The sequence below is a fragment of the Massilia forsythiae genome (assembly GCF_012849555.1).
Classification (GTDB): domain Bacteria; phylum Pseudomonadota; class Gammaproteobacteria; order Burkholderiales; family Burkholderiaceae_D; genus Telluria; species Telluria forsythiae.
Genome location: NZ_CP051685.1, coordinates 6,117,801 through 6,138,587 on the forward strand (window position 1 = coordinate 6,117,801; position 20,787 = coordinate 6,138,587).

The following is a 20,787-nucleotide window of genomic DNA, read 5'->3' on the forward strand; positions in this document are numbered from 1 at the left end:
GCTTATCCTCTGTTGCCTGCCAAGTCCACCGGGGGGATCGGATATGCCCGGTCGCGCACCTCGACCCAGTCGAGGTAATCCGCGCGCATGCCCGGATAGCCGATCATCTTCCACGAACCCATGCCCTTGTTGCCGCCGTGGCCGGGGTCGGCGAAGTAGCCGTTGCGGGTCTCGGCCAGCAGGTTGGCGAAGAAAATCTTGCCGGAGATATCGGGGAACTTCAGCTTGTTGCCTTCGGCTTCCTTCAGCATGGCTTCCTGCTGGCCCTTGTCGAGATCGGCGAACTTCTTGCCATTGAACTGCTGGGCGCAATGGTTGTCGAAGTTCTTCATGCCGACGCGCAGGATGTCGCACAGCGGCAGCTTGCCCTGGTAGCCGAACTCCGGCGGCGCATCCAGCCACGGGCCCGACATGTACCAGATGCTGCCGTGGGCGTACGGCGTCTTCATGTGGCGGTCGATGAATTCCGGCACGCCCAGCTCGATCGCGCCCGGACCGTGTTCGTCGTGCGGGATCAGGCGATCGACGGCGGCATTCAGGAAACGCCATTCGTCGGCATTGAAGAAGGTCGGCGTGTACGGGTTCGGCTTGCCCTCGGGCGCCGCGGTGGCGGCGGCACCGGCGGTTTGCAGACCGCCGTGCAGGGCGCCGGCGGCGCCGACACCCATCGGCACGAACACCAGGCTCTTGATCAGGCGCCGGCGGGATGGAGATTGTTTATCGTCAGACATGTCGCTCTCTTAAACGAAGACACGGTTGCCGCAGGGAAATTCTCGGCAAAAGGGAGGATTGTAATATGCGCGCCGGGTGGATCGGGCTGAAAATACATTTCAACAACAATTTACTTTGGGACAAATACAACACAACCGGCTGAAATAAGTGACTATCCCTATTGACAGAAGATCACCAAATCTCACGAAGCGAGACAAAAAAAAAGACGCCAGGCCATGGATTGACCTGGAGTCTACGTGCAAGCGCGCACCTGGCGGCGCGCGTTATCCTCGCCGCATAATTCCTTATTGGTTGTGCAGGAAGGTCTTCAGCTTGTCCGAACGCGACGGCTGGCGCAGCTTGCTCATCGCCTTGGCTTCGATCTGGCGGATGCGCTCGCGCGTCACGTCGAACTGCTTGCCGACTTCTTCCAGCGTGTGGTCGTTGCTCATCTCGACGCCGTAGCGCATGCGCAGCACCTTGGCTTCGCGCGGGGTCAGCGAATCCAGCACTTCCTTGATGACGTTGCGCATCGAGGCGTGCATGGCCGCATCCAGTGGGGCCAGCGTGGCATTGTCCTCGATGAAGTCGCCCAGCTGCGAATCGCCGTCCTCGCCCATCGGCGTTTCCATCGAAATCGGTTCCTTGGCGATCTTCATGATCTCGCGCACCTTCGATTCCGGCATCTCCATCTTGGCCGCCAGCGTCGCCATGTCCGGCTCGCTGCCGGTTTCCTGCATGATCTGGCGCGAGATGCGGTTCATCTTGTTGATGGTCTCGATCATGTGCACCGGCACGCGGATGGTGCGCGCCATGTCGGCGATCGAACGCGTGATCGCCTGGCGGATCCACCAGGTCGCATAGGTCGAGAATTTATAACCGCGGCGGTACTCGAACTTGTCGACGGCCTTCAGCAGGCCGATGTTGCCTTCCTGGATCAGGTCGAGGAATTGCAGGCCGCGGTTGATGTATTTCTTGGCGATCGAAATCACCAGGCGCAGGTTGGCCACCGTCATTTCGCGCTTGGCGGTGCGGGCGCGCTTTTCGCCGGCCGCCATCTGCTTGTTGATCTTGCGCAGGTCGGCCAGCGGCAGCGCCACGCGCGCCTGCAGGTCGATCATGCGCTGCTGCAGCTCCATGATGGCCGGGGCGTTACGGCTGAGGACCGCGCTGTACGGATACGCGCAGTCGACTTCGCGCTGCACCCATTCCAGGTCGGTCTCGTTGCCCGGGAATACCTTGATGAAGTGGGCGCGCGGCATACCGCAGCGGTTGACGCAGATGTCCAGCACGGCGCGTTCGATGGCGCGCACCTCGTCCATCTGGCTGCGCAGCGTGTCGCACAGCTTTTCCACGACCTTGGCGGTGAAGCGGATGCCCAGCAACTCGTTCGAGATGACGGCCTGCGCCATCATGTACTGGGCCGAGCCGTAGCCCTGGTTCTTGAAGGCTTGCCCCATCTTGTCGAACTGCTTTTCGATCAGCGCGAACTTGTCCAGCGCGCTCTTGCGCAGCGCGGCCAACTGCTCGGCCGAGTAGCCGGCGGCGGCGCTGCCGCCCGCTCCGCCCTCTTCGCCGTCGTCGTCCTCGACGTCGTCTTCCTCGTCCTCGTCGGATGCGGCGGCCGGCGCCGGCGTGGTCGCCGCCGCGTTTTCCTCGAGGTCGACGAAGCCGTCCACCACGTCGTCGATCTTCAGCTCGTCGCTGGCGATCTTGTGCGACAGCGCGATGATTTCCGAGATCGTCACCGGGCAGGCCGAGATCGCCTGTACCATGTCCTTCAGGCCCTCTTCGATGCGCTTGGCGATGGCGATCTCGCCCTCGCGCGTCAGCAGCGACACCGCGCCCATCTCGCGCATGTACATGCGCACCGGGTCGGTGGTGCGGCCGAAGTCGGAATCGACCGTCGACAGCGCGGTGGCGGCGGCGGCTTCGACCTCGTCCTCGCTGGTCGGGGTGACCACGGCGTCCGACAGCAGCATCATTTCCGCTTCCGGCGCACGCTCGTAGACGGCGATGCCCATGTCGTTGAAGGTCGCGATGATGCCTTCGATCGCTTCCGGATCGATGATGTTTTCCGGCAGCTGGTCGTTGATTTCCGCGTGGGTCAGGTAGCCGCGCTCCTTGCCCATGTTGATCAGGTTCTTGAACTGGGTGCGGCGCTTTTCCAGTTCCTCGCCCGAGAAGCCTTCCTCGCCGCCCAGCACGTTGGCGGCGCCCTTGGCCTTGCGCTCGCGCAGCTTCGACGCCGCTTTCAGTTCGGCGCGCTCGACCGCGTTCAGCGCCGCGATCTCGTCGTTTTCCGGCATGAATTCGCTCGGCTTGCGGCCGCGGCGCCCCGGCACCTTCACGCCCGGCAGGGTGTAGCCGGAGGTGTCGATCGCGGCCAGCGCGGCGGCGTCGGTGGTGGTGCTGACGCTACCGGTCGGGGTGGCCGGCGCGGCGGCTGCCTGGGTCGGCTCGATGCGGCGTGCGGTGCGGGTGCGGACCACGCGCGCGGCCGGCTGCTCCGGCTCGGCGGGCGCGGCAACCGGCGCCACCGGCGCCGACGCTTCCTGGGGCGCGGCGTCGGCAGTGGCGGCCTTGAGCGCGGCCAGCTTGGAGACGCGCTTGCGCACGATCACCGGCGGCGCGGCGGGCGCGCTCGGCACCGGAATCGGATCGGCGTCGTCGGCGGACACGGCGGCGACCGCGGCCGGCTGGCCGGCAACCGGGGCGGCGCCGATGGCGTCCGCTGCGGTGCCGGTGCCTGCGGCGCCCGCGGCCGCCACATTGCCTGCGGCCGGCACATCGGCAGCTGCCGGTGCGGCGGCTGCCGTTTCCACGGCTTCCACGGCTGCGGCAGCCGGCGTGGCGGTTGCTTCCGGCGCGGCCTCGACGCCGGCGGCAGCGGTTTCCGGCGCGGACACCTGGAGCGCGACGGCCTCGGCCGCCTCGGCGCCCGCCGCCACGGCCTGGTCGAACTGTTCCGGACGCAGCTGCCCGGCTTGTTGCGCAGCCGCCTGCGCCGCTTCCTCGGCCTGGACCGCCTTCAGCGAAGCCAGGCGGGAACGCGTCTTGACCACCGTCACCTTGGCCGCTGCTTCCGTTTCGAGGAAGTAAGAGGTCGCGGTTTTCGGCACCGACAGCTGTGCCGTGCTTTTCGCCGGCGCCTTCTTCGCTGTCAGTGTCAATGTCTTGGCGGTGTTTTTCATGTAACTCTCTCCAGTCGAGGCGAGCTGCGCGCCTGCGAAGTCAATAATCCACCTGGCCCGCGCTGCGGACCTCGGGAAGGGATAACGGGATTGCCCTAGCTAAGGGCGGATAGGCCGGATATCAAGCACTGCGTGGCGCGCCCCTCGCCGCGCGTCGACTGCGGGGGCGCGCGACAGCGGCTGCGCCGGGCGCACGGAGGCGGCGGAAGTGGAACGGCATCGGGTTGAAATCGCGGTCATGCATGTCAGAACGAAAAAAAGCCCGTCATACAACGGGCTTGCAATCTATTTTTCCAGGGGAGAAATAGAGGAGACAGGCGTATTATGCAAGAAGGAGAGAATTAGCGATAATTTCAATATCCGATAATGGATATAAACGTTTCGCATACTACCTTTGCACCCGCCTCGCTCCCGGCCAGTTTGCGCCGGCACTGGCCGGCACAAGGAAAGGGGCGGATCATACACGAATTCCCATCCCCGTGCCCGCCGTCGACGACGAAAATTGCGGTTTTTGCACGAGCGCGACCGGCGGTTATCCGGCACCGGGCGCATGCCGGCCCGGCCCGCTGCCGCCGGGCGTGCCGCAAGCCGGCGACCGGCGCAACGGCCCGGTGTTCCCGTAAAAAATGCGACGCACAGCAACTATTCAAGCCTGCTCTTGCCGCTCCGTCATGCTATTCTTCCGCTTCTCGCTCTTACCATGAAGTCAATGAAACCAATTAGTCCTGTCGCCGAGTTCCCCGAGGCCACCGAAAACAAGGTCCCCGGCATCGAGTCCGCCACCGCTTCCAGCACTGCGCCGGCCAGCGCCGATTCCGCCGCCCCGGCCGCGGAAGCGGATGCCGAAACGGGCGTCGCAGCGGCCACCGGGCCGGCCGGCGATTCCACTGGCGAACCGGCCGGCGCAGCGGCCACCGCCTCGACCGGCGAACCGGCTGCCGGCGCCACCACCGAAGCGGCAAGCGAACCGGCCGATGACGCCGGCGCCGGCCCCGACGCAGCATCCGCCGCTGCACCCGCCGCCAAAGGCGCCGACGCGCAATCGCCGCGCGCCCTGCTCAAGCAGATGCAGCAGGAATTCAAGGCGTTCCGCGAATGCCTGCCGCTGGCGATCGGCATCGACAAGCAGGTGCTGGCACGCATGCCCGGCCTGAACCGCAAGTCCATGCGCGTCGCACTCGGCATCCACACCGGTTCGATGCGCTACCTGCGCGCCATGGAGAAGGCGACCGTGCGCTACGACCTGGACGGCAATCCGGGCGCCGAAGTCACCGCCACCCACCGCCAGCACGCCAAGGAACTGCTGCAGGAACGCTTCAAGAAGGAAGCCGACCGCAAGAAGGCCGAACGCGAGGCGGCGGCCCAGGAAGAAGCCGAGCGCAAGCACCAGGAAAAGCTGCAGCAGCTGGCTTCCAAGTTCGCACGCCGTTGAACGCGCCGTCAAGCATGACCGCGAGCGCCGCGCCGCGCCGGCCGCATGGCCGCTGACCGTATGGCCGCTGACCGCACGTCCGATGACCGCATGAGCGCCGGCGCCCGCCAGGCGCCGGCGCAGGCCCGTGCGCCGGCGCCCGACGATGCGCTGCCGCCCTACGAGGGCATCGACCTGGCCGACGTGCGCCTGGTGCGTTCCGGCGACGATGCCGCGGCGGCCCTGGCTGCGCTGCTGGAGGCCGACGCGATCGGCTTCGACACCGAATCCAAGCCGACCTTCCGCAAGGGCGAAGTCTCGACCGGGCCGCACCTGGTGCAGCTCGCGACCGACCGCCATGCCTACCTGTTCCAGATCGCGAACGTTGCGCTGGCGGCCGGCGAACCGGCGGCCGGCATCGCCGTGCTGCGCGCGGTGCTCGAATCCCCCGCCATCCTCAAGGTCGGCTTCGGCCTGGGCGACGACCTGCGCCGCCTGCGCGCCAAGCTCGGCATCGACGCGCGCAACGTGCTCGACCTGGCCAACGCCCTGCGCCGCGGCGAGCGCAACGCCTGGGGCGCCAAGACCGCGGTGGCGCGCTTCTTCGGACGGCGCCTGCAGAAATCGCGCAAGATCACCACCACCAACTGGTCGCTGCCGCGCCTGAGCGACAAGCAGATCCAGTACGCCGCCGACGATGCCCATGTCGCCCTGCGTGTCTACCGCCACTGGCGCGCGCTGCCGCCGGACGCGCTGCCGGCAACAGCGCCGGACAAGGCGCCCGGTGCCGGCGCCGGACGCGCACGCAGGAAACCGGACCCGTTGCCGGACTGAACCCGCGGCGCCCGCCAGCCGGAACCGGCCGCGCCGGCCGGCACCTGGCCGGCCGCACCTGGCCGGCCGCACCTCGCCGGCCGCACCTCGCCGGCCGCACCTCGCCGGCCACACCTATAATGCAGGCATGAATCGTCTGCGCCTGCCCACGTTCCTGTTATTCGTGTCGTTCCTGCCTGCGCTGCAGGCCTGCTCGTCCTCCGCCGACGGCCCGGTCGACGGCGCCAAGGCTTTCCAGAAATGCGCGTCCTGCCACCAGGTCGGCCCCAACGCGCGCGGCGGCTTCGGTCCGCAGTTGAACGGCCTGTTCGGCCGGCGCGCCGGATCGAGCGCGGATTTCATCTATTCCGACGCGATGAAGCGCTCCGGCATCGTCTGGGACGAGCGCTCGCTGGCCGCCTTTTTGCGCGATCCGTCGAAGGTGGTGCCGGGCACCCGCATGCGCTTCTGGGGGATCGGCGACGAGCGCGAGCTCGCCGCGCTGCTGGCGCATCTGCGCGGCTTCCAGCAAGCCGGCGACGGCGCCGACGATGGCGCCGATGCGCGCCGGCCTGCCATCCGCCTCCCGAAATAGTGCGAAGTCATCCATGGATGGGGTTATGATCTGGCCTGACGCCCGAGTCAGGTCCGAACCAACCCGTTCATCGACAGGAGCCGCATGCGAGGCAGTCTCGATATCCCGGTCGTGCTGCTCGGCTGGGCGCTGCTGGCGCCGGCGGCGGCGCAGCAGCGCGTCGTGCCGGACACCATGGCCCAGCGCCTGCTGGCGTGCACCGGCTGCCACGGCGCCCCTGCGACCGTGGCCGCGAACACGCAGCCGGCCGGGGAGCGGCGCTACTTCCCGCGCATCGCCGGCAAGCCGGCCGGCTACCTGTACAACCAGCTGCTGAACTTCCGCGCCGAGCGCCGCCGCTATCCGCTGATGACGCACATGGTGGCGCCGCTGTCGGACGATTACCTGCGCGAGATCGCCGCCCATTTCGCCGGCCAGCATCCGCCGGCGCCGCCTCCCGGGCGGCCGGATTCATCGGCCGCCGAACTGGAACGCGGGCGGCGCCTGGTGGCGCAGGGCGACGCCGCCCTGAAGGTGCCGGCCTGCATCGCCTGCCACGGCGAACGCCTGACCGGCGCCCTGCCCGCGATTCCCGGCCTGGCCGGGCTGCCGCGCGACTACATCAACGCCCAGTTCGGCGCCTGGCGCAACGGCGACCGCCACGCCCTGGCGCCGGACTGCATGGCCGTCATCGCCGCACGCCTGTCGCCGGCGGACATCGCCGCCGTCTCGGCCTGGCTGGCCAGCCAGCCGCAGCCGTCCGATGTGCGCCCGGCGCCGCAGCCGGATCGGCCGCTGCCGCTGGCCTGCGGCAGCGCGCCCGAGGCGCGGCCGCGAACCGCCGTGGCGCGTCCATGAGACCCACCGGCATGAGACCCACCGGCATGACGCCCACGAACGCCGGCGGCGCGGCGCGGCGCCGCCATCCGCTCGCGGCGGCTGCCGCCGGCACGGCGGCGATCCTGGTGCTGGCCGCCTGCGCCTGGATCGTGCTGGCCTGGCCGCGCGCCGATTTCGTGCCGTCACGCTCGCCGCAGGCCTGGGCGCCAAGCGCGGACAACGTCGCGCGCGGCGCCTACCTGGCGCGCGCCGGCGGCTGCCTGGCCTGCCATACCGCGCGCGGCGGCGCGGCCTATGCCGGCGGGCGCGCCATCGACACGCCGTTCGGACGCCTGTACGGCCCCAACCTGACGCCCGACCCGCACACCGGCATCGGCGCCTGGAGCGCGGACGATTTCTGGCATGCGCTGCACGACGGCGTGGCGCCCGGCGGCCGCCTGCTGTACCCGGCGTTCCCGTACACCCACTACACCAGGGTGACGCGCGACGACGCCGACGCCCTGTTCGCCTGGCTGCGCAGCCTGGCGCCGGTACGCCGGCCCAACCGCGCGCACGAACTGCGCTTCCCCTACGACAGCCGGCTGGCGCTGGCCGGCTGGCGCCTGCTGTACTTCCGTCCCGGCGTGCAGGCAGCGCGCACCGACAGGCCGGCCGCCTGGAACCGCGGCGCCTACCTGGTCGAAGGGCTGGGCCACTGCGGCGCCTGCCATGCGGGACGCAACGCGCTCGGCGCCGCCGGCGCGAACTTGTGGGGCGGACCGATGGCGGGCAGCGGCTGGTACGCACCCGCGCTCGCCGGACATGGCGCCACCGGCGCCGCGCCGGGCGCTGCCGGCGAGCTGGTGCAGCTGCTGCGCAGCGGCGTCTCGGCGCATGGCGCGGTCTCGGGGCCGATGGCGGAAGTGGTCGGCGACAGCCTGCAATACCTGAGCGCAGCGGACCTGCACGCCATGGCGGCCTACCTGCGGACGGTGCCGGCTGCGCCGGCAGCGCCCATGCCGGCGCCGACGCGGGCGCCGTCCGATGCGGTATCGCAGGCGGGCGCGCGCCTGTACGACCGGCACTGCGCCGCCTGCCACGGCGGCGACGGCCGCGGCGCCACGGATACGAACGGCGCCCCGGCCTACCCGCCGCTGGCCGGCAACCGCACGCTGGCGGCGGCGCCCCCGGTCAACGCGATCCGCGCCGTGCTGCACGGCGGCTTCCCGCCGGCCACCGCCGGCAACCCGCGGCCCTACGGCATGCCGCCGTTCGGCCCGGTGCTGGACGATGCCGAGGTGGCGGCGGTGCTCAGCTACGCGCGCGCCAGCTGGGGCAACGCGGCGGCGCCGGTGACGGCGGCAGAGGTCGACCGCCAGCGGCCGGTGCCGCTGGACTGAATCACACCATATCCGCGAAGCCGATGCGGTCGGTGGTGGCCGCGCGCGCATCCTCGACGCCGACCTTGTGCGCCGCCAGCAGCAGCTCCAGGCTGGCGTTCATCGTGTGGCAGCCGGGATCGATGCCGGCGTTCATGCGCGCGCGGATGGCGCCCAGGTCGCCCTCCTCGATCATCTCCAGCACGGCCGGGCCGGTGGTCAGGCACTCGGTCGCCAGGTGGTAGCGGTTGCCCTGCTTGGAGGGCAGCAGCGCCTGGCACAGCACGCCGCGCAGCGCATGCGCCAGCGCCTGGCCGCCGGCATCGGAATTGCCCAGAAGGCGCAGCATCTTCTGCAATCCCAGCTCGGTCGAGCGCGCGTGCAGCGTGGCCAGCACCAGCGGGCCGGACTCGGCCAGCGCCAGCGCTTCCTGGGCGGTCTCGGCGTCGCGGATCTCGCCGATCACGATCACGTCCGGGCGCTCGCGCAGGGCGTCCAGCGCGCCCAGGTAATAGCTTTCGACGTCGCCGTCGACGCCCACCTCGCGCTGGGTGATGATGCAGTTGCGCTGCGGGATCAGGGTCTCGACCGGGTCTTCGATGGTGATGATGTGGCCCGAGCGGCGCTTGTTGATTTCGTCCAGCATCGAGGCGATGGTGGTCGACTTGCCCTGGCAGGTGTCGCCGATGATCAAGACCAGCCCGCTGGTCAGGCGCGCGAAGTCCTGTTCGTCCTCGTGCAGGCCGAGCTGGGCCAGCGCCAGCGGCTCCTTGGGAAAACGGCGGATCACGCAGCCGAGGCGTTTTTTCGCCTGGAAGCTGAAGCAGTTGGCGCGGATGCGCGCGGTGTGCAGGTCGATCGAGCGGTCGAAGGCGCGCTCGGCGATGCGCGCGGCCCAGTTCGGTTCGATGACGTCGAAGAATTCTTCCAGCTCTTCGCGCGTGATCGGCGAATCGGTGACCGCCACCAGGCCCTTCGGCTGGCGCAGCATGAGCGGACTGTTCTGGTGGATGATCACATCGGAAAACACCAGCTTCGAATTCAGCAGGTGCAGGATCTGCTCGACCAGGGTGCCGAACACCGGGTGGTCTTCGTTTTCGATGTACGACAGGGTGGGAATCTGCGAGGACTGGTGGTATTCCATCGGATCGACGATCTGCAAGCGCCAACGGGCGATGCCGAATTATAAATTCAGCACCCGCCTAAAATTCCATCTGGAAATTTATTTTTCATTGGCCGAGCCGCTTCGCCCGTGCACGCCCCGGCGCGGCGGCGCAGCGCTGTGGCGGATGCGCAACTCGGCACCGGCTTTTCGGCCGTCAGCGCTGCAGCGACTGCGCGATGCGGTCGCCGAACAGCGCCAGCGTCACCCCGGCGATCATCACCGCCGCGCCGGCCAGGCGGATCGCCGACACCTTGCGCATGGCCACGTTGACCAGGCCGAAATGGTCGATCGCCATCGAGGTCAGCAGCTGGCCGGCGATCACCATCACCACCAGGTTCAGCAGGCCGATGCGCGGCACCAGCATCACGGTGCAGAAGATGAAGGCGGCCCCCAGGAAGCCGCCGGAGAATTTCCACAGCGGCTGGCCGGGCAGCGCCGCCAGCGCATCCGGCAGGCCGCCGCGCGCGAAGGCGGCCAAGCCCAACGCCAGCGAACCGCACAGGAAGGACACCAGCGCCGCCACCACCGAATTGGCGCCCACCGCCGCCGCCATCTGGCTGTTGATGGCGGCCTGGAACGAGACCGCGATACCCGCGCAGAACGCGATGACAAACAAGACGAGATTCATGCCGCACTGCCGGCCCGCGCCGACGCTCACCAAAAAAGTGCGGGATTGTACCAAAACGGGGCGACGCCACGGCGTTGCAGCGTGCATCCCGTCCTCAGCGATCGACGGAACCGGGCAGCTATATCGTGCCGGTCGATCCGGCGCAAACCCGTGCGCCGTCCACGCATGCATGCGGTGTCGTCATCCTCATGCCATCTCGCGGTGTCATCCGCCGCCGGCCGGGCGCGTGGACGGCGTCATCGTCGCCGCTACGCGACGTGTGCGGTACGGCCGCCTCGCCGGCCGCGCCCACCCTGCGCGGTCAGCGCGCGCGCAGCGACGCGATCTGCGCCCGTAGTTGCTGGTTCTCGGCGGCCAGGCTGTCGCGCGCGGTGGTGGCGCCCACCAGTTCCATCTGCGCCGCCAGGCGCGCATCCGACAGCGCGGAAGTCGCCGTGACGTTGCGCTCGACCTGGGCGCGCAGGTCGGCCAGCTGCGCATCCTTGCCTTCGATCGCCAGCTGGTCCTTGGCCTTGCCGACCAGCGCTTCCATGGCGACCTGGCGCGCGTTGTTCAACTCGGCCGTCAGGCGCTCGATGGTTTCCCCGCGCTCGCTGACGACGGCCAGCGCCGCGTCGCGCGCGTCGCCGACTTCGGCCACCTGCGCCAGCAGGCCGTCGCGCTCGCCTTCCAGGCGCTCGGTGTCGTCCAGCAGCGCCGCCATGTCGGCTTCCGACTGGGCCAGGGCATCGCGCGTGCCGGCGCCGGAGGCGTCGGCGAACTGGCGCGCCCAGTCGGCCAGGCCGGCCAGCAGCGCTTCCGGCAGCTCGGCCGGCGGCGGCGCGGCCGGCACCGCGCGGCTGGCGCGCCAGGCGGCCAGGTGGCGGAAGATGGCGGCCGTCGAGCCGGCGCCGAGGATGGCGCGCACGGCATCGGCGTCGACGGTGCGGCCCTCGTCCTGCAGGCGGGTGGCGGCCGCGGCCACGTCGTCGAAGCCGACGTCCTGGCCGGCCGCCGGGTGTTCGGTGGGAGTGTGATCGTTTTCCATGCCCGCATGATACTCGACCTGGCGCGCGCCCGGCACCGCGTGCGCGCCGCTTCATGCTCCATCCATGCACCCTGGGCCGGCGCGGCTGCAGTTCGTCGCAAAACGCCGTCGCCGCGGCGCGCGTTTGCCTACGATGGGCGCATCACCCACTAGCAACCGAACCGGAGACCGCCATGACCGACCCTCGTTCCCCTGCCCGCCTGCGCCGCAGCCTCGTCCTCGCCTTCGCACTCGGCGGCGCGTTCGCCGCGGGCGGCTGCGACGTCTCCTTCGCCGGCGCCATGCCGTCCGGACAGGTGCAGGGCAGCGGCGGCATCCGCCAGGAGGCGCGCCCGGTCGGCCGCTTCGACGGCGTGGCGCTGTCGCTGCCGGGCAAGGTCGAGGTCAGGAACGGCAGCGCCGAGAGCCTGTCGATCGAGACCGAGGCCAACCTGCTGCCGCTGATCGAGACGGTGGTGGAGGACGGCACGCTGCACATCCGCGCCAGGAAGGGCACGGCGATCCGCACCCGGCACCTGAAGATAGCGGTAAGCACGCGCGCGCTGGCGCGCCTGTCGGTGGGCGGCTCGGGCAGCATCGATGCCGACCAGGTGCGCGGCGAACGCATGCAGCTCGACGTCGGCGGCTCAGGCGCGATTGCTGTCGGCAAGATCGATGGCGCCAGGCTGGGCGTCAGCCTGGGAGGCAGCGGCGACGTCAAGGCCGGCGCCGGCAGCGTGCGCAGCCTGGCGCTGTCGTTCGGCGGGTCCGGCAACGTCGACCTGGGGCGCGTGCGCGTCGAAACCGCCGACGTCAACATGGCCGGCTCGGGCGACGCCGCGCTGTGGGTGCGCGACAGCCTGGACATCAACGCGGTCGGGTCCGGCGACGTGGCCTATTACGGCGATCCGCGCATCGACAAGACCAGCATCGGCTCGGGCAGCCTGCGCCGCCTGGGCAGCGCGCCGCACTGAGCCGCGCCCGACGCTTCAGTTGCCAGCGTTTTAATGGCCGGCGTTTTAATGGCCGGCGTGCGCCGCCGGCCTGGCCGAATACGCCAGCGGCCGCACCGGCACCGACAGCGCGACGTTCTCGCGCTTGCCGTCGGCACCGGCCACGACCAGCGTCAGCGGCACCTGCTCGCCTTCCTTCATCTGGCGCTTCAGGTCGAGCAGCATGATGTGGTAGCCGCCGGAAGCCAGGTCGACCGGCTGGCCGGCCGGCAGTTCGACCGCGTCGACCGCGTGCATGCGCATCGACTGGCCCTGCATCTCCATCTGGTGGATCTCGACGCGGCCGGCGGCAGGGGAGCTGGCGCCGACCAGGCGCGCCGGCTTGGCCGAGCGCAGCTGCATGAAGGCGCCGGTGGCCTTCTGGGCCGGCACGGTGGCGCGGATCCAGGGGTCGGTCACGCCGACCTGGGCGGCGGCCTGCAGCGACAGCAGGCCGGCAGCGGCGGCAAGTAGAAGACGTTTGATCATGGGACGTACCTGTCGGTTGATGATGATGGAGGGTCAGCGCGGCGCCAGCAGGGTCTCGCGCTCCACCTGCACAGTTTCCTCGCCGTCGGTGATCCACACCTGGCCGTCCTGGATCGTGCACTGCAGCTGCATGTTGCGCTTGGCCATGCGCTCCAGCGCGGCGCAGGTCTCGGCGGCGATGTTGACGATGCTGACGTTGCGGGCGCGGTCGATCTGTTTCGCGATGCCCTTGAACCAGATGCTGCTGGTGGCGCTGTAGCTGTACACGATCACGCGTTCGGCACGGCCGCTGGCCTTCATCAGGCGGCGCTCCTCGGGCTGGCCGACCTCGATCCACAGGTCGATGGCGCCGGTGAGGTCCTTCAGCCACAAGGCCGGCTCCTCGACGTCGAACAGGTCCTTGCCGAACGCCAGCGCCGGGTCGGCGTGCAGGGCAAAAGCGAGCAGGCGGATCATCACGCGCTCGTCGGTTTCGGAAGGGTGGCGCGCGATCGTGAGCGCGTGCTCCTGGTAATAGTTGCGGTCCATGTCCGCAATGTTCAGGTCTGCCTTGTAAATCGTTGCTTTCAGGGCCATCGGTGGATCGGTTCTCTCGGTTCGGTTCTGGGTTCAGCTGAACACGACGGTCTTGTCGCCGTTCAGCAGGATGCGGTGTTCCACGAACCACTTGACCGCGCGCGCCAGCACGACGCTTTCGACGTCGCGCCCGATCGCCGTCAATTCCTCGACGTTCAGGGAATGGTCGACGCGCTCGACGTCCTGCTCGATGATCGGGCCTTCGTCCAGGTCGCCGGTGACGAAGTGGGCGGTGGCGCCGATCAGCTTCACGCCGCGCCGGTGCGCCTGGGCATACGGGCGCGCGCCCTTGAAGCTGGGCAGGAAGGAATGGTGGATGTTGATCGCCCTGCCCTTCAATGCCCCGCACAGTCCCGGCGACAGGATCTGCATGTAGCGCGCCAGCACGACCAGGTCGATGCGGTGGGTGTCGAGCAGTTCGACGATGCGCGCCTCCTGGGCGAGCTTGGCCGATTCGCCGGCACCCGCCTCGAGCGGCAAGTGGTGGAACGGGATATTGTAACTGGCCGCGAGCTGGTAGAACTCCATGTGGTTGGAAACGATGGCCGGAATCTCCACCGGCAGCAGGCCGCTGCGGTAGCGGAACAACAGGTCGTTGAGGCAGTGGCCGATCTTCGACACCATGATCATCACGCGCGGCTTGCGCGCGGCGTCGTGCAGCTGGCCGCTGGCGCCGAGCTGGGCGCACAGCGCGTCGAAGCCGGCGCGCAGCGTGGCGTCGGACACGCCGGCTTCCTCCAGCGCGAAGTGGATGCGCATGAAGAACAGCTTCGATTCCGGGTCGCCGAACTGGGCCGAGTCGATGATGTTGCAGCCGTGCTCGGCCAGGAAGCCGGACACGCGCAGCACGATGCCGCGCTGGTCCAGGCAGGACAGCGTCAGGATGTATTCGGGATAGGTCATGAACATGGTCGGTTGACAAGGGCCGATCATTGTCGCACGACGTTGGCAATGGAGAGAATTCGGGGTCAGAGCACAATTCTGGCGATCGCCAGAATTGTGCTCTGACCCCGAATTGCGCTCTGACCCCGGCTTGCGGTTTCTCAAGGCTTGATCGTATGCGCCGCGGGTGGCCAAGCCGCCGGAACTATCGTTCCCCTCGCCTCTCTAAACGCACGAGCGCATCCATGGCGCTCGGGTTGGACATTCACCGACAGGCACAAGGAGATCGATATGGCGACAAGCAAGGACGGCGGCAAGAGCGCTGCGGGCTCGAGCGGTAGCGAGCAGAAAAGCCAGCCTGCCAAGCGCGGTTTCGCTGCGATGGACCAGAACCAGCAGCGCCAAATCGCCAGCAAGGGCGGCCAGGCCGCCCACCAGAAAGGAACGGCGCACGAATTCGATTCCGAGGAAGCGCGTCGCGCGGGCCAGAAAGGCGGGGAAGTGGTGAGCCGCAACCGCGCCCACATGGCCGACATCGGCCGCAAGGGCGGGGAAAGCCGGCAATCGGCCAACCGCGCCGCGGCGGCCGCCAAGCCCGGCAACCGCCAGGGCGGCAAGGAGGAGTGACAGGCCGCGGATGCGCAGTTGCGCGTGCGTCTTCGTGCGCGTGTTTCTTCATCCTGGCCGACCATCCGCCGCGCCGCTCGCGCCTGGGCGCGGACTTCCCTTGCGGGCGCCGCCGCTGTGCTACAGTGCGCAGCCTATGGCTTCCCTCACCCATCCCCATCTCGCTTACCTGCAAGCCTATCCCGCCCACACGCTGGCGCAGGTGCAGCGCCTGATCGACGAAGGCAGCCTGGCCGATCACCTGCGCCGGCGCTACCCGAACGCCCACGGCATCCGTACCGACAAGGCCTTGTACGACTACGTGCAGGATCTCAAGGGCGATTACCTGCGCAATGCCGCGCCGCTGGCCAAGGTCGGCTACGACAGCAAGATCGGCATCGTCCAGCAGGCGCTCGGCCTGCACACCGCGATCTCGCGCGTGCAGGGCGGCCGCCTCAAGGCCAAGCACGAAATCCGCATCGGCAGCGTGTTCCGCGACGCCCCGCCCGAATTCCTGCGCATGATCGCCGTGCACGAACTGGCGCACCTGAAGGAAAAGGACCACGACAAGGCCTTTTATAAATTGTGCTGCTGGATGGAGCCGGAATACCACCAGTTCGAGTTCGACCTGCGCCTGTACCTGACCTTGCTGGACGGCGGCGGCACGCGCCTGTGGGGGTGACACGCTTGCCGCCGTGTGCGCGGCGCGCGTCCAGGAAACATGCTATATTGCACGCCGTTGCCGATACGCAACAATTTTTAAAAGCAATAAACGATATTAGTTAAACACTATCGACTTTGACGATAGCCGGATTTACATTGATGAGCCATGCGCGCTCGTGCGCCTGGCCTGCCATGCCCCCGTAGGCCGGCAGTGCCGTCCCGAACCGGTCGTCCGCCCCTCCGCCGCGGCGCACCGGCCGGTCTACCGAGAAAAGACAGATGCAGCTTCCATCCCGCGATTCACGCTTGCCTGCGCGCCTGCGCGCGTCTCCGTGCGCGCGCTCGTTCGTACGCTCGCTGGCGCGCCTGTGCACGCCCGCGCTGGCCTTCCTGTTCGCCGCCGGCGCGGCAAGCGGCGCGCGCGCGGACAGCCAGGGCGCCTGGCCGACCGTATCGGTATCCGGCTTCGGCACCGTGGACGCGGTGCATTCGAGCGAACGCGAGGCGGACTACACCTCGTCCGTGCTCAAGCGCAGCGGCGCCGGCGTCACCCGTTCCTGGAGCGCCGACGTCGACACCCGGCTCGGACTGCAGCTCGACGTGGCGATGAACAAGCAGTGGTCGGCGGTGCTGCAATTGGTCAGCGAACAGCACATCGACGGCAGCTACCGGCCCAAGGTCGAGTGGGCCAACCTCAAGTACCAGGTCACGCCCGAGCTGTCGCTGCGCCTCGGCCGCATCGCGGTGCCGATGTTCCTGGCCGCGGAGTACCGCAAGGTCGGCTACGCCTATCCCTGGGTGCGCCCGCCGGTCGAGAACTACAGCCTGAACCCGTTCACCAGCAGCGACGGCGTGGACGCCAACTACCGCTGGAGCGCCGGCCCGGTGCGCAACGTGTCGCAGGTGTTCTACGGCCGCAGCACGCGCGCCACGGTGCCGCCGATCGTCGGCGACGACCTGGTCGGCCTGGCCAATACCAGCGACTGGGGCGCGCTCACCGTGCGCGGCAGCCTGATCACCGGCGTCGCCACCACCTCGGTCAGCCCGGAACTGTTCGACGCCCTGGGCGCCTTCGGCGAGTCCGGCGCCGCCCTCACCCGCGCCTACGGCCTGGACCACTCGCGCGTGACGATCACCAGCCTCGGCATCAACTACGACCCCGGCCGGTGGTTCCTGACCAGCGAAGCCAGCCAGATCCGCAGCCGCTCGCTGCTGGCCGCCAGCCGCACCCTGTACGCCAGCGCCGGCTGGCGCTTCGGCGCCTTGACGCCCTACGCGACCTGGTCGCGGGTCAGCTCGCCGGACCCGGAGATGGCGCCGAAGCTGCCGCTGGCCGGCCTGCCGCCGGCCTACGCGGCCTATGCCGGACAACTCAATTGGGCGCTGCGCCAGGTGCTGAGCGGCGTGCCGGACCAGCATTCGGCGAGCGCCGGCCTGCGCTGGGACTGGCACCCCAACAGCGCGCTCAAGCTGCAATACGACCGCATCACGCCGCACGAGGGCTCGCGCGGCACCATGATCAACCAGACGCCCGCGTACCAGTCCGGACGCACCTCGCATGTCGCCAGCGTCGCCATCGACTTCGTGTACTAGCATGGGCATTCTCGATCGAGCGCGGCGCCTGGCCGCGGTAATCCTAGTGGCGGCCGGCGCGGGCGGCGCGGGTGCGGCGCTGGCCGCCGGCTTCGGCTTCGGCGCCGGGGCAGGACCGGGAGCAGGCGCCGGCGGCGCCGAACTGGTGGTGATCGTCTCGGCCAGGAGTCCGGTGACGGCCCTGCGCCCGGACCAGGTGGCGGCGATCTTCCTGGGCCAGAGCGCGCGCTTTCCCGACGGCGTGGAAGCGGTGCCGCTCGACCAGCCGCTGGGCGCGCCGCTGCGCGACCAGTTCTACGAGCGCGTGGCCAACAAGACCCCGTCGCTGCTGAAGGCCTACTGGTCGAAGATGGTATTCACCGGGCGCGGCCAGCCGCCGGCCGAGGCGCTCGACAGCGCCACCGTGCGCCGCCGCGTGGCCGAGAATCCCGACACGGTCGGCTACATCGAGCGCGGCGCGCTCGACGCCAGCGTGCGCGCCGTGCTGGTGGTGCGATGACGGCGCCGTCGACCGCGCAGACGCTGGCGCCGCCGGCCGGGCAGCCGCTCGGACAGCCGCCCGCGCAGCCGCCCGCCTCGGAACGCGCGGCGCGCCGCGCGCGCCGCCTGCGCGGCGCCCTCGAGACCTATATCTCGCTGCCGCTGTTCGCGCTGCTGCCGCTGGTGGCGATCTGGATCGCCACCTTCCACTTCATCGACGTCGAGCGCAACGCCGCGCTCGGCGCGGCGCGCGACGCCACCCGCGAACAGGTCGACACCTACGAAGCGCAGATGGCGCGCAACCTGACCGCGATCGACCAGACCCTGAAGGTGATCAAGTACGCGGTCGAGATGAACGGCGCGACCGGCGCGCTGCCGGTGCTGCGCCGCCAGGGCTTGCTGCCGCCGGGCCTGGTGATCGTGGTCAGCGTCACCGACCGCGACGGCAAGGTGGTGGCCAGCAACCCGGCCATGCCGGCGCTGGACGTGTCGGGCCAATCGTTCTTCGCCACCCACCGCGACCTGGAAGACGGCAGCGCCGCCGGCGCGCCGCAGGTCAGCCACACGCTGTCCGACTCGGCCAGGGCGGAGCCGCACCTGCACTTCTCGCGCCGCATCAACGATGCCGACGGCCATTTCGCCGGCATCGCGATGGTCGAGGTCGACCCCGCCTATTTCACCAGTTCCTACGAACACTCGCGCGAGGGCGAGCGCGGCCTGCTTGCGCTGGTCGGCAACGACGGCGTGGCGCGCGCGCTGCGCGTGGGCGACAAGGTCAGCTGGGGCCAGCACATCGCCATCGACGGCCTGCCCGGCGACGCCGCCGAGCCGCGCCTGATCATTCCCGACGGCGTGCCGCGCTACGCCGGCATGCGCCGCCTGCACGGCTTTCCGCTGGCGGTGGTGGTCGGCCTGGCGCACGGCGAGCAGATGGCGCAGTATCAGCAGCACCGCGGCACCTACCTGGCGGCGGCGCTCGGCGCCAGCCTGCTGCTGGTGGCCGTGGTCGGCCTGGTCAGCGCCTGGTCGTGGCAGCTGGCCAAGGCGCGCCGGCGCGAGCGCCACGCGCAGGAAACCTACGCGGCCGCCTCGGAAGCCAGCCTGGATGCCATCTTCGTGCTGCGCAACGTGCTGGCCACCGACGGCGCCGTGGCCGACTTCATGGTCGAGGAAACCAACAGCCGCGCCGGCCAGCTCACCGGCATTGCCAAGGACGCCATGCGCGGCCGCCTGATGGGAGAAATGCTGCCCTTCTACCGCGGCAACGGCATGTTCGAGGAACTGGCGCGCGTGGCGCAGGACGGCGGCGTGGCCGAGACCGAATGGCAGGCGGCGGCGCAGCCGGCATCCGGACGCTGGCTGCAGCGCCAGGTGGTGCGGGTCGAGGGCGGCGTGGTGGTGACCATCCGCGACATCACCGAGCGCAAGCTGACCGAGGAACGCATCCGCCACATGGCCCACCACGACGAGCTGACGGGCCTGCCCAACCGCAGCCTGATCCGCGACCGCCTGGAGCAGGCGGTGAAGCACGCCCAGCGCCACGGCAACTGCCTGGCGCTGGCCTTCGTCGACCTGGACGGCTTCAAGCTGGTCAACGACGGCCTCGGCCACAATGCCGGCGACGAATTGCTGAAGGTGGTGGGCGGGCGCATGCAGGCCTGCCTGCGCCGCAACGACACGCTCGGGCGCCTGGGCGGCGACGAGTTCGTGATCCTGCTGCAGGACGTGGCCGACGATCCGCTGGCGCTGGCGCCTGTGCTGGAAAAGATCCGGCAAGCGGTGGGCGAGCCGGTCATGATCGCCGGGCAGGCCGTGCAGGTCGGCTGCAGCATGGGCGTGGTGATGTACCCGCGCGACGGCGACGACCCCAAGACGCTGATGATGAACGCGGACGCGGCGATGTACCGCGCCAAGGACCTGGGCAAGCACAACTTCCAGTTCTACACGCGCGAGATGAACGCCAGCGTCGAGGAAAAGCTGGTGCTGCTGGAAGGCTTGCGCAAGGCGCTGGAAGCGACGCTCGACGCCGATGCGCCGGCGCACGCCGGCCGCTTCCACCTGGTGTACCAGCCCAAGGTCGACCTGCGCACCGGCCGCATGTTCGGGGTCGAGGCGCTGATCCGCTGGCGCCATCCGGAACACGGCCTGGTGCCGCCGCCGCGCTTCATCGGGCTGGCCGAGGAATCGGGCCTGATCGTCGCCATCGGCGAATGGGTGGTGCGCAGCGCCTGCCGCCAGGCCCAGGCCTGGCGCGCCGCCGGCCTCGAGGGACTGACGGTGTCGGTCAACGTGTCGGCCCGCCAATTCGAGGAAAAGCGCCTGGTCGAGCGCGTCGCCAATGCCCTGCGCGAGTCCGGCCTGCCGCCCAGCGCGCTGGAGCTGGAAGTCACCGAAAGCCTCCTGATGCGCGACCTCAACCAGGCGGTCGAGCGCATGCGCGAACTCAAGGCGATGGGCGTGTCGCTGTCGATCGACGACTTCGGCACCGGCTATTCGAGCCTGTCGGCGCTGAAGTCGTTCCCGATCAGCACCCTCAAGATCGACAAGTCGTTCGTGCGCGACCTGGCCGACAGCACCGACGACCAGGCCATCGCGCTGGCCGTGATCTCGCTCGGGCACCGCCTCAACCTGCGCGTGATCGCCGAAGGCGTGGAGACCGAGCAGCAGCGCGACTTCCTGCTGGCGCACGAGTGCGACGAGATGCAGGGCTACCTGTTCAGCGCCCCGGTGGATGCCGAACGCATCGGCGAGATGCTGGCGCAGCAGGCGCGCCGCGACCGCATGCGTCTGGCGGGCTGAGGCATGG

At 69.3% G+C, this 20,787-nt stretch carries 19 protein-coding genes; 11 read left to right on the forward strand and 8 right to left on the reverse strand.

What is annotated here, in order from left to right; genetic code table 11:
- Window positions 1-2: 2 nt before the first annotated feature.
- Both HH212_RS25735 and rpoD read right to left on the reverse strand, forming a co-directional pair.
- Window positions 3-731, reverse strand: coding sequence for a gluconate 2-dehydrogenase subunit 3 family protein (locus tag HH212_RS25735; RefSeq protein ID WP_170205047.1), 729 nt, complete (start codon window positions 729-731; stop codon window positions 3-5).
- A 285-nt stretch (window positions 732-1,016) separates the two neighbouring features.
- Window positions 1,017-3,905, reverse strand: a complete 2,889-nt coding sequence (gene rpoD, locus HH212_RS25740) for an RNA polymerase sigma factor RpoD (RefSeq protein ID WP_170205048.1) — start codon at window positions 3,903-3,905, stop codon at window positions 1,017-1,019.
- 1,054 nt (window positions 3,906-4,959) lie between these two features.
- Between rpoD and HH212_RS27555 the strand changes: the two genes are divergently transcribed.
- From HH212_RS27555 to HH212_RS25765, 5 genes are all read left to right on the forward strand, one after another.
- Window positions 4,960-5,337, forward strand: a complete 378-nt coding sequence (locus tag HH212_RS27555; protein WP_308633272.1) for a ProQ/FINO family protein — start codon at window positions 4,960-4,962, stop codon at window positions 5,335-5,337.
- 90 nt (window positions 5,338-5,427) lie between these two features.
- The gene (locus HH212_RS25750) at window positions 5,428-6,150 is read left to right on the forward strand and encodes a 3'-5' exonuclease (RefSeq protein ID WP_170205050.1); all 723 of its coding nucleotides are present in this window, start codon (window positions 5,428-5,430) and stop codon (window positions 6,148-6,150) included.
- A 127-nt stretch (window positions 6,151-6,277) separates the two neighbouring features.
- Entirely contained in the window at window positions 6,278-6,724 is a 447-nt protein-coding gene (locus HH212_RS25755; protein ID WP_170205051.1) for a c-type cytochrome, read from the forward strand.
- Between the two features lie 84 nt (window positions 6,725-6,808).
- Entirely contained in the window at window positions 6,809-7,561 is a 753-nt protein-coding gene (locus tag HH212_RS25760) for a c-type cytochrome (protein ID WP_170205052.1), read from the forward strand.
- Window positions 7,562-7,587: 26 nt separating this feature from the next.
- Window positions 7,588-8,922: a c-type cytochrome gene (locus HH212_RS25765; RefSeq protein ID WP_170205053.1), complete on the forward strand. Its 1,335-nt coding sequence runs from the start codon at window positions 7,588-7,590 to the stop codon at window positions 8,920-8,922.
- Between the two features lies 1 nt (window position 8,923).
- Here the strand turns inward: HH212_RS25765 and HH212_RS25770 are convergent, their stop codons facing one another.
- From HH212_RS25770 to HH212_RS25780, 3 genes are all read right to left on the reverse strand, one after another.
- The gene (locus HH212_RS25770; protein WP_170205712.1) at window positions 8,924-10,045 is read right to left on the reverse strand and encodes a type IV pilus twitching motility protein PilT; all 1,122 of its coding nucleotides are present in this window, start codon (window positions 10,043-10,045) and stop codon (window positions 8,924-8,926) included.
- Window positions 10,046-10,220: 175 nt separating this feature from the next.
- Complete coding sequence (locus HH212_RS25775; RefSeq protein ID WP_170205054.1) at window positions 10,221-10,694, reverse strand: DMT family transporter; 474 nt, start codon at window positions 10,692-10,694, stop codon at window positions 10,221-10,223.
- Window positions 10,695-10,995: 301 nt separating this feature from the next.
- Window positions 10,996-11,721: a DNA-binding protein gene (locus HH212_RS25780; protein WP_170205055.1), complete on the reverse strand. Its 726-nt coding sequence runs from the start codon at window positions 11,719-11,721 to the stop codon at window positions 10,996-10,998.
- Window positions 11,722-11,894: 173 nt separating this feature from the next.
- Here HH212_RS25780 and HH212_RS25785 point away from each other — a divergent pair, with 173 nt between their 5' ends.
- The gene (locus tag HH212_RS25785; RefSeq protein WP_170205056.1) at window positions 11,895-12,674 is read left to right on the forward strand and encodes a head GIN domain-containing protein; all 780 of its coding nucleotides are present in this window, start codon (window positions 11,895-11,897) and stop codon (window positions 12,672-12,674) included.
- Window positions 12,675-12,719: 45 nt separating this feature from the next.
- On the opposite strand, the gene HH212_RS25790 is transcribed toward HH212_RS25785, so the two are convergent.
- Genes HH212_RS25790 through purU form a run of 3 tightly spaced genes read right to left on the reverse strand, consistent with a single transcriptional unit; the run spans window position 12,720 to window position 14,660 of the window.
- Complete coding sequence (locus HH212_RS25790) at window positions 12,720-13,181, reverse strand: copper chaperone PCu(A)C (protein WP_170205057.1); 462 nt, start codon at window positions 13,179-13,181, stop codon at window positions 12,720-12,722.
- Between the two features lie 33 nt (window positions 13,182-13,214).
- The gene (locus tag HH212_RS25795) at window positions 13,215-13,757 is read right to left on the reverse strand and encodes a YaeQ family protein (protein WP_170205058.1); all 543 of its coding nucleotides are present in this window, start codon (window positions 13,755-13,757) and stop codon (window positions 13,215-13,217) included.
- A gap of 33 nt (window positions 13,758-13,790) precedes the next feature.
- Window positions 13,791-14,660 (reverse strand): formyltetrahydrofolate deformylase, encoded by an 870-nt coding sequence (purU, locus tag HH212_RS25800; RefSeq protein WP_170205059.1) that lies wholly within the window; start codon window positions 14,658-14,660, stop codon window positions 13,791-13,793.
- Window positions 14,661-14,930: 270 nt separating this feature from the next.
- Here purU and HH212_RS25805 point away from each other — a divergent pair, with 270 nt between their 5' ends.
- From HH212_RS25805 to HH212_RS25825, 5 genes are all read left to right on the forward strand, one after another.
- Window positions 14,931-15,266, forward strand: coding sequence for a KGG domain-containing protein (locus tag HH212_RS25805; RefSeq protein ID WP_170205060.1), 336 nt, complete (start codon window positions 14,931-14,933; stop codon window positions 15,264-15,266).
- A 136-nt stretch (window positions 15,267-15,402) separates the two neighbouring features.
- Entirely contained in the window at window positions 15,403-15,927 is a 525-nt protein-coding gene (locus HH212_RS25810) for a M48 family metallopeptidase (protein WP_170205061.1), read from the forward strand.
- A 260-nt stretch (window positions 15,928-16,187) separates the two neighbouring features.
- Entirely contained in the window at window positions 16,188-17,501 is a 1,314-nt protein-coding gene (locus HH212_RS25815) for a porin (protein ID WP_229217474.1), read from the forward strand.
- A gap of 1 nt (window position 17,502) precedes the next feature.
- Window positions 17,503-18,000 (forward strand): phosphate ABC transporter substrate-binding protein, encoded by a 498-nt coding sequence (locus HH212_RS25820; RefSeq protein WP_229217475.1) that lies wholly within the window; start codon window positions 17,503-17,505, stop codon window positions 17,998-18,000.
- Window positions 17,997-20,780 carry a bifunctional diguanylate cyclase/phosphodiesterase gene (locus HH212_RS25825; protein ID WP_170205062.1) on the forward strand — a complete coding sequence of 928 codons (2,784 nt, stop codon included), beginning with the start codon at window positions 17,997-17,999 and terminating at the stop codon, window positions 20,778-20,780. Before HH212_RS25820 ends, HH212_RS25825 begins: the two co-directional genes overlap by 4 nt.
- The last annotated feature ends 7 nt before the right edge of the window (window positions 20,781-20,787 follow it).

What these genes read in the sequence shown, in the direction of transcription:
- HH212_RS25735 (WP_170205047.1), bottom strand. Translation starts at nt 731, where the DNA reads ATGTCTGACGATAAACAATCTCCATCCCGCCGGCGCCTGATCAAGAGC.
- rpoD (WP_170205048.1), bottom strand. Translation starts at nt 3,905, where the DNA reads ATGAAAAACACCGCCAAGACATTGACACTGACAGCGAAGAAGGCGCCG.
- HH212_RS25750 (WP_170205050.1), top strand. Translation starts at nt 5,428, where the DNA reads ATGAGCGCCGGCGCCCGCCAGGCGCCGGCGCAGGCCCGTGCGCCGGCG.
- HH212_RS25755 (WP_170205051.1), top strand. Translation starts at nt 6,278, where the DNA reads ATGAATCGTCTGCGCCTGCCCACGTTCCTGTTATTCGTGTCGTTCCTG.
- HH212_RS25760 (WP_170205052.1), top strand. Translation starts at nt 6,809, where the DNA reads ATGCGAGGCAGTCTCGATATCCCGGTCGTGCTGCTCGGCTGGGCGCTG.
- HH212_RS25765 (WP_170205053.1), top strand. Translation starts at nt 7,588, where the DNA reads ATGACGCCCACGAACGCCGGCGGCGCGGCGCGGCGCCGCCATCCGCTC.
- HH212_RS25770 (WP_170205712.1), bottom strand. Translation starts at nt 10,045, where the DNA reads ATGGAATACCACCAGTCCTCGCAGATTCCCACCCTGTCGTACATCGAA.
- HH212_RS25775 (WP_170205054.1), bottom strand. Translation starts at nt 10,694, where the DNA reads ATGAATCTCGTCTTGTTTGTCATCGCGTTCTGCGCGGGTATCGCGGTC.
- HH212_RS25780 (WP_170205055.1), bottom strand. Translation starts at nt 11,721, where the DNA reads ATGGAAAACGATCACACTCCCACCGAACACCCGGCGGCCGGCCAGGAC.
- HH212_RS25785 (WP_170205056.1), top strand. Translation starts at nt 11,895, where the DNA reads ATGACCGACCCTCGTTCCCCTGCCCGCCTGCGCCGCAGCCTCGTCCTC.
- HH212_RS25790 (WP_170205057.1), bottom strand. Translation starts at nt 13,181, where the DNA reads ATGATCAAACGTCTTCTACTTGCCGCCGCTGCCGGCCTGCTGTCGCTG.
- HH212_RS25795 (WP_170205058.1), bottom strand. Translation starts at nt 13,757, where the DNA reads ATGGCCCTGAAAGCAACGATTTACAAGGCAGACCTGAACATTGCGGAC.
- purU (WP_170205059.1), bottom strand. Translation starts at nt 14,660, where the DNA reads ATGACCTATCCCGAATACATCCTGACGCTGTCCTGCCTGGACCAGCGC.
- HH212_RS25805 (WP_170205060.1), top strand. Translation starts at nt 14,931, where the DNA reads ATGGCGACAAGCAAGGACGGCGGCAAGAGCGCTGCGGGCTCGAGCGGT.
- HH212_RS25810 (WP_170205061.1), top strand. Translation starts at nt 15,403, where the DNA reads ATGGCTTCCCTCACCCATCCCCATCTCGCTTACCTGCAAGCCTATCCC.
- HH212_RS25815 (WP_229217474.1), top strand. Translation starts at nt 16,188, where the DNA reads ATGCAGCTTCCATCCCGCGATTCACGCTTGCCTGCGCGCCTGCGCGCG.
- HH212_RS25820 (WP_229217475.1), top strand. Translation starts at nt 17,503, where the DNA reads ATGGGCATTCTCGATCGAGCGCGGCGCCTGGCCGCGGTAATCCTAGTG.
- HH212_RS25825 (WP_170205062.1), top strand. Translation starts at nt 17,997, where the DNA reads ATGACGGCGCCGTCGACCGCGCAGACGCTGGCGCCGCCGGCCGGGCAG.